General features: G+C 56.6%; 12 protein-coding genes. 5 read left to right on the top strand and 7 right to left on the bottom strand.

Features of this window, described 5'->3' with window-relative positions:
* Nucleotides 1-80 precede the first annotated feature (80 nt).
* Together RZ517_RS14360 and RZ517_RS14355 are read right to left on the bottom strand one after the other, a co-directional pair.
* Nucleotides 81-641, bottom strand: a complete 561-nt coding sequence (locus RZ517_RS14360; protein WP_338548859.1) for an REP-associated tyrosine transposase — start codon at nucleotides 639-641, stop codon at nucleotides 81-83.
* Nucleotides 642-709: 68 nt separating this feature from the next.
* On the bottom strand, nucleotides 710-1,033 hold the full coding sequence (locus RZ517_RS14355; protein WP_338548858.1) for a hypothetical protein: 324 nt from the start codon (nucleotides 1,031-1,033) through the stop codon (nucleotides 710-712).
* A 331-nt stretch (nucleotides 1,034-1,364) separates the two neighbouring features.
* Here RZ517_RS14355 and RZ517_RS14350 point away from each other — a divergent pair, with 331 nt between their 5' ends.
* Nucleotides 1,365-1,541 (top strand): hypothetical protein, encoded by a 177-nt coding sequence (locus RZ517_RS14350; RefSeq protein WP_338548857.1) that lies wholly within the window; start codon nucleotides 1,365-1,367, stop codon nucleotides 1,539-1,541.
* Nucleotides 1,542-2,535: 994 nt separating this feature from the next.
* Here the strand turns inward: RZ517_RS14350 and RZ517_RS14345 are convergent.
* Nucleotides 2,536-3,303 carry an alpha/beta fold hydrolase gene (locus RZ517_RS14345; RefSeq protein WP_338551171.1) on the bottom strand — a complete coding sequence of 256 codons (768 nt, stop codon included), beginning with the start codon at nucleotides 3,301-3,303 and terminating at the stop codon, nucleotides 2,536-2,538.
* An 83-nt stretch (nucleotides 3,304-3,386) separates the two neighbouring features.
* Here RZ517_RS14345 and RZ517_RS14340 point away from each other — a divergent pair, with 83 nt between their 5' ends.
* Nucleotides 3,387-3,770 carry a hypothetical protein gene (locus RZ517_RS14340; protein ID WP_338548856.1) on the top strand — a complete coding sequence of 128 codons (384 nt, stop codon included), beginning with the start codon at nucleotides 3,387-3,389 and terminating at the stop codon, nucleotides 3,768-3,770.
* A 58-nt stretch (nucleotides 3,771-3,828) separates the two neighbouring features.
* Here the strand turns inward: RZ517_RS14340 and glyA are convergent, their stop codons facing one another.
* Nucleotides 3,829-5,136 (bottom strand): serine hydroxymethyltransferase, encoded by a 1,308-nt coding sequence (gene glyA, locus RZ517_RS14335; protein WP_338548855.1) that lies wholly within the window; start codon nucleotides 5,134-5,136, stop codon nucleotides 3,829-3,831.
* Between the two features lie 162 nt (nucleotides 5,137-5,298).
* Between glyA and RZ517_RS14330 the strand changes: the two genes are divergently transcribed.
* Entirely contained in the window at nucleotides 5,299-6,066 is a 768-nt protein-coding gene (locus tag RZ517_RS14330; protein WP_338548854.1) for an NAD kinase, read from the top strand.
* Nucleotides 6,067-6,069: 3 nt separating this feature from the next.
* On the opposite strand, the gene RZ517_RS14325 is transcribed toward RZ517_RS14330, so the two are convergent.
* Nucleotides 6,070-8,349, bottom strand: coding sequence for an NADP-dependent malic enzyme (locus RZ517_RS14325; RefSeq protein ID WP_338548853.1), 2,280 nt, complete (start codon nucleotides 8,347-8,349; stop codon nucleotides 6,070-6,072).
* A gap of 263 nt (nucleotides 8,350-8,612) precedes the next feature.
* Between RZ517_RS14325 and upp the strand changes: the two genes are divergently transcribed.
* Together upp and RZ517_RS14315 are read left to right on the top strand one after the other, a co-directional pair.
* Nucleotides 8,613-9,245, top strand: a complete 633-nt coding sequence (gene upp / locus RZ517_RS14320) for a uracil phosphoribosyltransferase (protein ID WP_338548852.1) — start codon at nucleotides 8,613-8,615, stop codon at nucleotides 9,243-9,245.
* A gap of 30 nt (nucleotides 9,246-9,275) precedes the next feature.
* The gene (locus RZ517_RS14315; protein ID WP_338548851.1) at nucleotides 9,276-9,968 is read left to right on the top strand and encodes a hypothetical protein; all 693 of its coding nucleotides are present in this window, start codon (nucleotides 9,276-9,278) and stop codon (nucleotides 9,966-9,968) included.
* A 10-nt stretch (nucleotides 9,969-9,978) separates the two neighbouring features.
* On the opposite strand, the gene RZ517_RS14310 is transcribed toward RZ517_RS14315, so the two are convergent.
* On the bottom strand, nucleotides 9,979-11,004 hold the full coding sequence (locus RZ517_RS14310) for a hypothetical protein (protein ID WP_338548850.1): 1,026 nt from the start codon (nucleotides 11,002-11,004) through the stop codon (nucleotides 9,979-9,981).
* A gap of 83 nt (nucleotides 11,005-11,087) precedes the next feature.
* The gene (locus RZ517_RS14305) at nucleotides 11,088-12,710 is read right to left on the bottom strand and encodes a long-chain-fatty-acid--CoA ligase (RefSeq protein WP_338548849.1); all 1,623 of its coding nucleotides are present in this window, start codon (nucleotides 12,708-12,710) and stop codon (nucleotides 11,088-11,090) included.
* Between the last annotated feature and the right edge of the window lie 72 nt (nucleotides 12,711-12,782).

Raw genomic sequence — 12,782 nt, 5'->3', positions numbered from 1 at the left:
CTCTGTGTAGCCGTAGGATGGGGTTTTACCCCACCAATCCAACCTCAACCCTCGCGCCATCCGCGGGATGAAATCCCGCCCTACAACATCCAATCCATGTCCTTCTGAAACCGTCTATCCCGGTGCACGCTGGAATAGGGCCAATACTTGGGCCGCTCGACAAGCCCATGCTTGACCGGGTTCAACCAACAATATCGGACATGCGCCCAGTAATCGGCCTCGTCGCGAATATGGTGCTCCCAGAAGCGGCGTTGCCAGATCCCCGCATCGCCTTTCCGAACCTTGCTTGCCGACCTCGGTAGGGTGGGATTCCATCCCACCCCATGTCCCAACGCTTTCGCATTGGTGGGGTGGAACCTCACCCTACCATCCTCCCGGAGGTTCCGCGTAAACCGCGCCTTGATCGCGCCCCATCGCGTCGAAAAATCCGCATCTCCGGCGGGCAATGTCCAGACCGCGTGCAGGTGATCGGGCAAGACCACCCAGGCATCAATGTGAAACGGACGCTCGGTTTTGGTTTGCCGGACAGCGGCGCGCAGCCGCGTCACCTCATCCACCAGAAGCCATCCACCACGCTGCGCCAGCGAAACCGTGAAGAACACTGTTGCTCCGGATACCCTTAGGCGACGATAGAAGGACATTCCCCTCTATCGCTGAGATCAGGTTAATGGAATGTGAACGGCGCATTCAGTCGATGCGCCAATGTGGCTTAACCGCGCCGGACTTCCCGCACCAGCTTTTGCACCTGTTTGACCATGGCATCCCGGTCGCCCACCAGACGTGGGTCGCGGCACACAGCCTCGGCAATGCGGATCGCATCCTGCGTGCTAAGCCCATTGGCCTCCAGTGTTTCGATGAAGATGTCGTTGGGCCGGTCCCAGATCACGGCCTCCCACGGACCGCGGTAGCAGCTCACCAGGACCACATTGTCCCCATGTGCGCCATGGCTGTGTCTCGTGACGTCATGCGCCTGGGCTCCGCTGCCCAGAACCAGAAGCGCCGCGCTTACGGCGAGAATGCTTGTCGTGCTCATGGTTTCACCCCCCAGGTGTGTTGTGAGCTTAAAATACCTTGAGATACTATGCGATTGGTCCGAGCCAAAATCAAACAATATGCGCCTCATTCTTGCCGTATTTTCGGCAAGGGGCGCCTTATTCAAGGCAAAGACCGAGTAGAATGAGCAAGGTCTGTCATCGCTGGGTAGTAAATTAAAATACTGGAAATAAACAATTTTCATCTGGCATGGTGTTCAATAAATTCCTCACAGGAAACAGTTAGTTTCACAGAATTTTGTTCAATTTGCCCCAATTTCGCCGCAATGTGACACCGGTAAGAGTAACGTCTTGTTGTGGGGAACAAGCTTTATGCAAGTGGACTATTTTACGATTGCCCGTCGAGGGCGTCTCAATGCGCTGAAGGCGCTTGATCGACGGCAACTTGAGTTGCCTGGTATGTCAGAACCAACATTGTGGAAAGATGCCACGTATGAGGTATCGGAACCCGAGTTTGATCTCGGCACAGCGCGGGTTCAAGCGGTCTGAGTATGACTTTCTGATTTCTGCCACGGCCTAATGGCCATCAACCTCCAAAGGGGCAGACCTCGTAGACCCGGTTCCTGCAAGGGAGCCGGGTCGCTTTTACGTGATGATTCTACTTTCATCCGCGTTTTGTGGCATTTGCGGGTGCAGAAATCAGTGAATTCACCCGGTTTTCCCGGATCGTCTTCCAAAGCTCCTGCAACTGTGCCGAAACACATCCAAATTTCGACTTATCCACAGAGAATTCCCACTGAATATCAACAAGTTATCCCCAAGAAATTTTCATGCTGCAGCGCTTTTTTCTTGCGTGATGGCATAGGTGTCGGTCACCTTTGAAGTGTTGCAGCGGTTCTTTTGAACCAACGTGACGCCGCAAAGGCCCCTCGGGACCCGCGCGGATGGAACCGGGGGTCTTCGGATTTACCGACCATCAGCACAGGTTCAGGAACGGTTCGCCGCTTCCTTCTCACCTTCGGGTGTGTTGGACATGCAGCTTTCCAATCCGGGTCGATGCAGACGGGTAGGGGCCTTGGCCTCTTTTCGTCGCCAAAACTTCTTTGGAAGTTGGGGCAGCCGTACCTCGCGAGTGGTGCGGAACATCTTGGGGGTCGCAAGATGCCCGAGGTTCTTCTGGAGCAATCCAGGGGAGGCGGAAGGCCTTTCGAGGTTGGATGCAGCTGGGTCGGAGGCCCCCTAGGGGCGGAACATCCGGTTTAAGGCGTCAGGGTGTGGCGCGGGTCGCAAGACCCAAACCACGATGCAAGGACCGCGTCTGAGCACCTGGCGCCTTTTCTAATTCCTGAACTCTTCCGAGGTATGGAATGCGAACGGGGTCCGTGGCTTTTGCCTTCGGACCCCGCTGTCAGTTGATGCTACCGCGTCTAACACCTGTGCGTTCTCGGTACATGGGGCAGGAGTCGCGGTCAACACTATCTTGTGGATATCTCTCAAAAAACCACAACCCGTGCGCAAAAGACTCAATTTTGGGCGTTCTGTACTACGCGGCTTTGTCCAGCCAGCCGCGTACAACAGATTCAAACTCACGTGGCTTTTCCGCGTGAAGCCAATGCCCCGCGTCTTTGATCTTGGCAAAGCTGGCGTTGGGAAAGAGTGTTTTGATCTTGGGTCTGTGCTCGGGCAGGACATAGTCAGATGCAGCACCTGAGACAAAAAGCGTTGGTTGGTCGAACTGCCCCGCAACCTCGGGAAAACCGATAATGTGGCCCATGTCGTGAGCCAACACGTCAAGGTTTAACCGCCATCGTTTTTCTTTCACATCAAGCGACTGCGTGAAAAACGACTGAAGTGTCCTGTCATCGACAAGCTCCGCCAGCTGAGCTTCGGCATCCGAGCGTTTTTCAATTCCGGACAAGTCCACTTGCCGCATCGCATCAATGTATTGAATCTGGCTGTGCCCGTATCCAACCGGTGCGATATCCGCCACAACAAGACGTTGCACCAGATCAGGGCGGCTGAGTGCCAGAACCATGGACGCCTTGCCACCCATAGAATGCCCTAAAAGGTCCACGGGGCCAATGCCCACAGCCTCAATGACCTGTGCCAGATCATCTGCCATGTCCTGATAGGTTTGTGTGTCGTACCAGGGGCTTGATCCATGATTGCGCTGATCCACGGCCAAGACAGGTCCGCGATCAGAGAGCCGTTTGGCAATCACGCCCCAGTTGCGCGCCGAGCCATAAAGCCCGTGCACGATCAGCAGTGGCGATGCCTGTTCTTCTGAACCATGGTGCACGATGTTCAACATGGCTTTCGTGATACAGTTTGACCCGTTTGCGTGCCAGCCCATTGTTTGGTCACGCTCCTGCGGGTAGAGTACCGGGCCGGGGGATGACGAATGTGATTGACCAAGAGCAATTTCACAAGCGCGCCGCGCATCTCGAGGAGATGTTGCACGCCAAGCTGGGCGTGCGGGGCAAGACGCTTGAGCGCAAGTTCAAGCGTGCTGGACGGCTGTTGCCGCGGCGCATGCGTGCCGCTGGACGTGTTCTGGTAGAGACGCAAGGCAAAATGGCGCACCCCATCGTTATGCGACAGGTGGATCCCAATCAGGTTTCATCGGCCTTTGCCGAATTGGAGACGCACCTCAAATCGATAGATCCGGCGGATCGCCGCAGAGGCAAGGTGCTCAATTGGGCGGGTGGAACAGTGATGAACCTGTTGATCATCTGCGCCTTGGCAGCTGCAATTATCCGTTGGAAAGGCTTGATCTAAAAATAAAAAACCCCGCCCAGCATAAGCTGCGCGAGGCTGTTTTGATTTTAAAATTGGCTTACAGGTTAGGATAAAGCGGGAAGCGTGCGCACATCTCGGCCACTTCGGCTTTGACCTTGGCCTCAACCGCGCTGTTGCCGTCTTCGCCATTGGCCGCAAGACCATCGACCACTTCGACAATCCAGTCCGCGATCTGACGGAATTCTGCTTCGCCAAAGCCCCGTGTCGTGCCCGCAGGTGAGCCAAGTCGGATCCCGCTGGTGACCATCGGTTTTTCGGGATCAAACGGCACCCCGTTCTTGTTGCAGGTGATATGCGCACGGCCCAGAGCCTTTTCCGTGGCGTTGCCTTTCACGCCTTTGGGGCGCAGGTCCACCAGCAGAACATGGGTATCTGTGCCATGGGTCACAGTATCCAGACCGCCCTTGATCAACTGGTCGCTCATCGCCTGTGCGTTGGTGATGACCTGCTTGATGTAGGATTTGAACTCCGGCCGGAGTGCTTCTCCAAAGGCAACCGCCTTGGCGGCGATCACATGCATCAGGGGGCCACCCTGAATGCCTGGGAAAATGGCCGAGTTGAATTTTTTGGCCAGCGCTTCGTCATTTGTCAGGATCATGCCACCCCGCGGGCCGCGCAGGGTCTTATGCGTGGTCGTGGTTGCCACATGCGCATGCGGGAAGGGCGAGGGGTGTTCACCTGCTGCCACAAGGCCAGCAAAGTGGGCCATGTCCACATGCAGATAGGCACCTACCATATCGGCGATCTCGCGCATGCGGGCGAAATCAATCTGACGTGGTACGGCGGAGCCACCCGCGATGATCAATTGCGGTTTGTGCTCTTTGGCCAGCGCCTCGACCTGATCATAGTCAATCAGGTTGTCCTCTTTGCGCACGCCATACTGCACCGCTTTGAACCACTTGCCAGACTGGTTGGGGGCAGCACCATGGGTCAGGTGCCCACCGGCATCAAGGCTCATGCCCAGAATGGTGTCGCCGGGCTTTAGAAGGGCGGTAAAGACGCCTTGGTTCGCCTGGCTCCCCGAGTTTGGCTGCACATTTGCAAAGCCACAATCAAAGAGCTTGCAGGCGCGTTCAATCGCAAGATCCTCGGCAATATCGACAAATTGGCATCCGCCATAATACCGGCGGCTTGGATAGCCTTCGGCGTATTTATTGGTCATCACGCTGCCTTGCGCTTCCATCACGGCGCTAGAGACAATGTTTTCCGACGCAATCAGCTCGATTTCGTCGCGTTGACGACCGAGTTCAAGACCGATGGCCTTGGCGATTTCAGGATCGCGGGACGCCAGCGATTCGGTGAAGAAACCTTCAGAAACAAAAGAGTTTTGTCCGTCATGAGCCATTTTGTCTACTCCGCAAGAGGTCAGGCGAGCTTTCGTATAGGAAACTATGTGTCCTTGAAAGACCGGAAAGCGACAAATTTCTTTCGCAGTCCGGCATTGCTGGCACTGGTTGCAATTTTGTGGTTCGATCGAGGTCCAATTGGTCCTCGGAGAGCATGAAACATGCCCAGATACGAGAAAATTGCCTTTGTGGCCAGTGATGTTCCACTGGCACAGACCGCGCGCGCGGCTCTGGCGTCGCGATTTGGACATGTGGACGTCGATAAGGCCGAGATCGTTGTGGCGCTTGGCGGTGACGGATTCATGTTGGAGACTCTCAATAAAGTGCGCGATCACGGCGTGCCGGTCTATGGGATGAACCGCGGCACGGTTGGCTTTCTGATGAACGAATATAGCGAGACCGACCTGATGGAACGTCTTTCAGAGGCCGAAGAAGAGGTCATCAATCCGCTTTTGATGAAGGCGCAATGCACCAATGGCGACACACAAGAGGCGCTTGCGATCAATGAGGTGTCCTTGCTGCGAAGCGGACCGCAGGCCGCTAAACTGCGGATTTCCATTGATGGGCGTTTGCGCCTTGAAGAATTGGTATGCGATGGCGCGATGGTGGCAACACCGGCAGGCTCTACTGCTTATAATTATAGCGCGCACGGTCCAATCCTGCCGATTGGCTCGGATGTTCTGGCGCTTACGGCGGTGGCCGCGTTCCGGCCGCGGCGTTGGCGTGGGGCTCTTTTGAACAAACAGGCAACCGTGCGCTTTGACGTGATCGATCCCGAGAAACGTCCGGTCATGGCCGACGCCAATAGCAACTGGCTTCCCAATGTACTTTGGGTTGAGGTTCAATCCGAACCAAGCGTCCGCCACCGCATCCTCTTTGACCCTGGTCACGGGCTGGAAGAACGGCTTGTGCGTGAGCAGTTTTCCTGAATTCTACCCGTAGACTGCGACTGGCGTACCCGCGATAGCGGCCATGTTCAGCAGCCCACGCGACGTGATCGAGGGGGTTGTGATGTGCGCCCGGTTGCCCATGCCCATCAGGATAGGTCCCACCTCAAGTCCACCGGCCTTCATCTTGAGAATGTTGCGCACACCCGACGCCGTGTCTCCGTTGGAAAAGAGCAGGATATTGGCCGCACCTTCCATGCGGTTGTCGGGCAGGAGTCGACCGCGCAGATCGGCGTCAAGCGCGGCATCCAAGTTCATCTCACCCTCGTACACGAAATCACGCGGTTCCTGATCCAGGATAGCTATGGCCGCACGCAGGCGCTTGCCAGAATCGCTGCCTTGATTGCCAAACTGAGACTGCGAACAAAAGGCCACCTGCGGCGCAAGACCAAAGCGCCTCACATGACGCGCTGCACCAATCGCAGTTTCGGCGAGTTCTTCGGGGTTTGGGTGGCTTCGGACATGTGTGTCGGCAATGAACAGCGGCCCGTCTTCCAGGATCATCATCGACAAGGCCCCATGTGGATGGTGATCTTTGTCTCCCAGAACCTGTGTCACATAGTTCAGATGCCAACGATACTCACCGAATGTGCCGCAAAGAAGGGAGTCCGCCTCGTCGCGATAGACCATGATTGCGCCGATTGCAGTGGTATTGGTGCGCATGATCGCCTTGGCAATGTCAGGGGTCACGCCGCGCCGTTTCATGATGTCATGATAGGTTTCCCAATAGTCGCGATACCGCTCGTCCCATTCCGGGTTCACAATGCTGAAATCACGATCCGGTCGGATGTTGAGGCCTAGGCGCTCACAGCGTGCATTGATCACCTCGGGACGACCGATCAGGATCGGGAGCTCGGTGGTTTCCTCTAAAATCGCCTGCGCGGCGCGTAGCACACGCTCATCTTCTCCCTCGGCAAAAACGATTTTGCGGGCGGCTGTACCCGCGGCCTCGAACACAGGCCGCATCAGGAGCGCTGATTTGAAGACAGATGCTGTCAGGCTATCGGTGTAGGCGTGTAGATCCTCTAGCGGGCGTGTGGCCACGCCGGTTTCCATAGCTGCCTTGGCGACTGCGGTCGGAACAATACTCGACAGACGCGGATCAAACGGTTTGGGAATCAGATAGTCCGCCCCGAACGTGAGTTGTTCCCCCTGATACGCCGCCGCAGCTTCGGCAGATGTTGTCGCGCGTGCCAATTCGGCGATGGCCTCGACACAGGCGATTTGCATCTCGTCGTTGATCTCGGTTGCACCGACGTCCAGCGCGCCGCGGAAGATAAAGGGAAAACACAGTACGTTATTGACCTGATTGGGAAAATCGCTGCGCCCTGTGGCAATGATCGCGTCGGGCGCCACTTTGCGCACTTCATCTGGCATGATCTCGGGCACAGGGTTGGCCAGCGCCAGGATGATCGGCTTTTTGGCCATTTTGGCGACATGCTCGGGTTTGAGAACCCCAGCGCCAGAGAGACCCAGAAACAGATCTGCGCCGTCCACGACATCGTCCAGCGTGCGCAATTCGGTTTTCTGTGCAAACGCCGCCTTTTGCGGAGTCATGTCTTCTTCGCGCCCCTCGTAGACCAGCCCTTGGATGTCACAGAGCCAGACGTTTTCGCGTTTTACACCCAGCTTCAGCAGCAGGTTAAGACAGGCAATACCTGCCGCCCCGCCGCCGGTTGAAACAATCTTGATGTCTTCCAGCTTCTTTTTTGCCACGTGCAACGCGTTGCGCGCTGCGGCGCCGACGACGATAGCCGTACCATGTTGGTCATCGTGGAAAACGGGGATGTTCATCCGCTCGCGACATATTTTTTCGACGATAAAGCAATCCGGTGCCTTGATATCTTCGAGGTTGATCGCGCCAAATGTCGGCTCAAGCGCGCACACGATATCGGCCAGCTTTTCAGGGTCTTTTTCATCCACCTCGATATCAAAACAATCAATATCGGCGAATTTCTTAAAGAGAACCGCCTTGCCTTCCATCACTGGCTTGGAGGCGAGTGCGCCGATATTGCCAAGGCCCAGCACAGCTGTGCCATTTGAAACAACCGCGACCTGATTGGCGCGGGCGGTGAAGCGACTGGCATCTGCCGGGTTGGCATGGATCTGCAAACAGGCTTCAGCGACGCCGGGGGAATAGGCGCGGGCAAGGTCCCGGCCATTGGCCAGGGGTTTGGTGGCGCGAATTTCGAGTTTGCCGGGCTTTGGAAACTCATGATAGTCCAGCGACGCCTGTCGCAAATTGTCATTTTGACTGTCCGCCATATTTCGCTCCTCCAAATTAGTTTAGCCCTAAACTATCTTTCCTTGCTGCCTGCAAGAGCGGAGATGCGGACTGCGACAAGATAGCGTGCTCATCTTGCTTATCACAGCCAGACCGCGCCGTCTTGGCAATGCCTCAAGTTGTGAATTCCTGTTAGAGATCACCTTGCTGGCTTAAACGGCTTCGCAAAGCGTTGCACTGGGACGTGTATTTTGAAAAACTCTGCCTGAGCCCATCCGGCGCATACCGCAATTCAGGAGCCCCCATGCAGGACCATCTGACTGTCGTTGATCATCCTTTGGTTCAGCATAAGCTGACCCTGATGCGAGACAAATCTACGCCCACCGCCGTATTTCGTCAGCTTTTGCGCGAAATCAGCCAACTTTTGGCTTATGAGGTCACGCGTGAGCTGGAAATGAGCGTGCGCACCATTGAAACCCCTTTGCAGGAAATGGAGGCTCCGGTTCTGGCGGGGCGTAAACTAGCACTGATTTCGATCCTTCGGGCTGGTAACGGCCTGCTGGACGGGATGCTCGAACTTATTCCATCGGCGCGGGTCGGATTTGTCGGGCTTTACCGTGATGAAAAAACACTCAAGCCTGTGCAGTATTACTTCAAAGTGCCGGATCAGCTGGAGAAACGCCTCTCCATCGTTGTGGACCCAATGCTGGCTACGGGCAATTCCTCTGCCGCTGCTGTGGATCTGGTCAAGCAAGCCGGGGCCAAGGACATTCGGTTCCTCTGCCTTCTGGCTGCTCCCGAAGGCGTTGCGCGGATGAAAGAGGCGCATCCCGATGTGCCGATTGTGACCGCCGCTTTGGATGATCGGCTTAATGACATCGGCTATATCCTTCCTGGTCTGGGGGATGCTGGAGACCGGATGTTTGGCACCAAATAACCCAATCAGGTTTACTCACAGAGGTGAATCATGCACTCTCATGCCATTCTGCGTGGGGGCGAGATGAAACTGTTTGTTGGAATGTGTGCCGCGGCGGCTGTGGTTGGGTTTGGAACGCAAAGCTTTGGGCAGAGTGGTGCAAGTTACAGTTTGCCCGCCGAGTTCCCCCCGTCTTCTTACACCGGGCGCCAATATATCGACAGTCGCGGCTGTGCCTATGTGCGTGCTGGGATTGACGGACAGGTCACCTGGATCCCCCGCGTCACGCGCGACCGCAAGGTGATTTGCGGGCAGACTCCGACATTTGCAAGTGCTGTGAAACCAGCTGCAGCGACGCCTGTCAAAACACCTGAACCGGTGCAAATCACAGTTCCGGCTTCCAAATCTGTGGCCGCCGCAACGCCCAAGCGCACAAAACGTGTCGTGCGTCAGGTCCAGCCGGTCAAAGTTTCATCCGGGCCAACACCGCATGTGAACTTGCGGCCGGGAAAACCCGTGACACCACAGACCAGCCCAACCACCATCGTGGCCCCGCGCCATGTCTATGAAAAACAGAGACAAACCAATGGGCTATATGTGCCCAAGGGCTATGAACCTGTCTGGACTGATGACCGTCTGAACCCGCGCCGCCAGCATCAGACCTTGGCGGGCAAGGCGCAGACGGATGCGCTTTGGACCAAAACTGTGCCGCGTCGGTTGCAAAAGGACGAAACCGACCGCTAGCGTTGGTGTGTTACCCGCCACAAATCCCCTGAAGCCTTAGCCAGTCCGCATCGCTCAGAAGCGGTGGGGGCGGTGTCGTAGAAAAAGGATCTGCCTCGATCAAACCCAGCTTGGTTTCCCCAGTCAGATCAAACGCATAGGCATAGGGTCTTGCGCGCACCGACCAGCTTTTGAACCCGTTCAAAAGAGCTTCATCGGTGAGGGTTGGACGTGGAGAAGTCAAAAGGTGTTCTGCATATCGCGACACGGCGTTGTCTGGTAGATCTCCGGTGGTCAATAGCCGAATGGCATCGAGCGTTGAGCCATGATCTAGAAGCTGGGCCAGCGGGTCATCTAAACCAGCGCGAAGATGTTCGGCGACAATGTATCCGGCCAACACATCGGGTTCTTCGTGATCCTCCACCAACGCCCGCCCGATCAGGATTGTTCCCCCCGGCAAAGAGATCGCCCCATCCACGCCATTGCGCATGACGTCAAAACGTCCCGGTCCCTGGGGTGTGGGGAGCCTCTGCGCCAATCGTTCCAGCGCGCCGGTGCCCTCTGGAGTGGCACAGGCGGCTCCCGTCACGCGCTCCATTTTTGTGCGCAGGGCTTCACCGATCTGAGCGCGCTTCACCTCTGGCACAACCGAGACCGCATGATGGCGCAACGCGCCGGGCAACCAGAAGACCACCAGGGCGATGACGGCCGCGATTGACATCAGGAACGTCACGAGCCGTAGGCGTCCCGGATGCGGACGTCCCCGCCCCACAGCGCGGCGCAGCTTTTCAATGGCGTCGATCATGGCCACTTCGTCAACGCCAAGCTCCAAAGTCTCGCCAGGATCGCCATTGGGAAAATAGATTGCAGGTCGCTGTCCGGGATTGGCGCGTTCCAGTGCCGCCAGTGACCAATGTGTCAAAGGCTGATCGCGGGCATCAGAGATCGTTAGGGTCGCATCGCCAACCGAAACCACCACATCCGATCGCTGCGCATCCGGTGCGGCACGCCAAAGACCTGCTGCCTCAAGCCGCTGGTATTCGTGAAGTGCCGTCATGGTCGTGCGGGCCTGCTCTGCCTCGTTGGGCAAACAGTAGCACGCCCATTCCAAGTCGGGCAATCATTCCTGTGCGAAACGGCTTACTTAAACGCTTTGCGCAGCTCGAATTTCTGGATTTTGCCTGTCGAGGTTTTCGGCAGTTCTTGAAACACCACTTTCTTGGGGCTTTTAAAGCCTGCCAGTTTCTCGCGCGCAAAGCCGATCAACTCTTCCTCAGTGGCCTCAACGCCATCCTTCAGCTCAACAAAGGCACAGGGCACTTCGCCCCATTTCTCATCCGGCATGGCCACCACCGCACAAAGAAGCACAGCAGGGTGCTTCATCAACGCGCCTTCGACTTCGATGGAGCTGATGTTTTCACCACCCGAGATAATGATGTCTTTCGCACGGTCCGCGATTTTCAGATAGCCATCCTCGTGCTGATAGGCCAAGTCGCCAGAGTGGAAATACCCACCTTCAAAGGCCTCGGCTGTGGCGTCGGGGTTTTTAAGATACCCTTTCATCACCGAGTTGCCACGGATCATGACTTCACCTTGGGTTTCGCCGTCCATCGGCACCTGCGTCATGGTTTCGGCGTCCATTGCGGTGATGTCTTCCATGAAGGGCATCAGAATTCCGGTGCGCGCCTTGATGGCATAGCGCTCTTCCTCGGGTTGGTCGTTCCACTTGTCGTGCCACATGCATTCCGTGACATGGCCATATGTCTCGGTCAGCCCATAGACTTGCGTGACGTCAAAGCCCAAAGGCTCAATCGCGCGCAGCGTGGCGGCAGGCGGCGGGGCACCGGCGGTAAAGACGCTGACGGTATGGTCAAAGTCCCGGCGCTCTTCATCCTTGGAGTTCACGATCATGTTCAGCACGATGGGGGCGGCCCCAAAATGTGTTACCCCTTCATCCGCAATGGCATTGTAAATCGCCGTGGCCGTGATATCGCGGCAGCAGACCAGCGTGCCGCCCACCATGGGTAGTGCCCATGTGTGGTTCCAGTTGTTGCAATGAAACAGCGGCACAATGGTCAGGTAGCGTGCATGCCGGGGAAGGGGCCACGTGATCGCCGTACCCAAGGTCAGTAGATACGCACCACGGTGATGATAGACGACGCCCTTTGGTCGCCCGGTCGTGCCGGACGTGTAGTTCAGCGCAAGGCTCTCCCATTCGTCCTCGGGCATCACCCACGCAAAATCGGGATCACCGCCCGCAATGAAGTCTTCGTATTCGGGATACTCCCCGATGGAATGCACGCCAGCCTGATCATCGGCCACTTCGATGATCGTAGGCGCGGGCCCCTCCATCATCTCGATGGCCTGTGCCGTGACCGGGATAAACTGCGGGTCCACAAGAACCACTTTCGCCTCACCATGGTCAAAGATATAGGCAATCGTTTCCGCCTCAAGCCGGGTGTTGATCGTATTGAGAACCGCTCCACAAGCAGGCACACCAAAATGCGCCTCGGCATGGGCCGGAATATTGGGCAAGAGCGTGGCCACCACATCGCCGGGTTCAACGCCCATTTTGGTCAGAGCAGAGGCCAGTCGCGTTGCGCGCTCATAGTATTCAGCAAAGGTTTTGCGGAAACTACCATAGACCACAGCGTCATTATCGGGAAAGACATGAGCGGCGCGTCTCAGATGTGACAGCGGCGTCATGGGTACGAAATTGGCGGCAGTTTTGCCCAGCCCTGTTTCGTCCTTCATCCAACCCATGGCATGTCTCCTTCGTCGAGCGGTAAGTGGCCTTCAAACGCGGGGGATATTGCGCAATTCATGCCCGAAAGC

Source organism: Roseovarius sp. S88 (assembly GCF_037023735.1).
Lineage (GTDB): Bacteria > Pseudomonadota > Alphaproteobacteria > Rhodobacterales > Rhodobacteraceae > Roseovarius > Roseovarius phycicola.
The sequence above is the reverse complement of the archived record's forward strand: the minus strand, read 5'-3'. Positions and strand labels throughout refer to the sequence as shown.

Excerpts from the sequence above, each read along its gene's own strand:
- RZ517_RS14360 (WP_338548859.1), bottom strand. The coding sequence starts at position 641 with ATGTCCTTCTATCGTCGCCTAAGGGTATCCGGAGCAACAGTGTTCTTC.
- RZ517_RS14355 (WP_338548858.1), bottom strand. The coding sequence starts at position 1,033 with ATGAGCACGACAAGCATTCTCGCCGTAAGCGCGGCGCTTCTGGTTCTG.
- RZ517_RS14350 (WP_338548857.1), top strand. The coding sequence starts at position 1,365 with ATGCAAGTGGACTATTTTACGATTGCCCGTCGAGGGCGTCTCAATGCG.
- RZ517_RS14345 (WP_338551171.1), bottom strand. The coding sequence starts at position 3,303 with ATGTTGAACATCGTGCACCATGGTTCAGAAGAACAGGCATCGCCACTG.
- RZ517_RS14340 (WP_338548856.1), top strand. The coding sequence starts at position 3,387 with ATGACGAATGTGATTGACCAAGAGCAATTTCACAAGCGCGCCGCGCAT.
- glyA (WP_338548855.1), bottom strand. The coding sequence starts at position 5,136 with ATGGCTCATGACGGACAAAACTCTTTTGTTTCTGAAGGTTTCTTCACC.
- RZ517_RS14330 (WP_338548854.1), top strand. The coding sequence starts at position 5,299 with ATGCCCAGATACGAGAAAATTGCCTTTGTGGCCAGTGATGTTCCACTG.
- RZ517_RS14325 (WP_338548853.1), bottom strand. The coding sequence starts at position 8,349 with ATGGCGGACAGTCAAAATGACAATTTGCGACAGGCGTCGCTGGACTAT.
- upp (WP_338548852.1), top strand. The coding sequence starts at position 8,613 with ATGCAGGACCATCTGACTGTCGTTGATCATCCTTTGGTTCAGCATAAG.
- RZ517_RS14315 (WP_338548851.1), top strand. The coding sequence starts at position 9,276 with ATGCACTCTCATGCCATTCTGCGTGGGGGCGAGATGAAACTGTTTGTT.
- RZ517_RS14310 (WP_338548850.1), bottom strand. The coding sequence starts at position 11,004 with ATGACGGCACTTCACGAATACCAGCGGCTTGAGGCAGCAGGTCTTTGG.
- RZ517_RS14305 (WP_338548849.1), bottom strand. The coding sequence starts at position 12,710 with ATGGGTTGGATGAAGGACGAAACAGGGCTGGGCAAAACTGCCGCCAAT.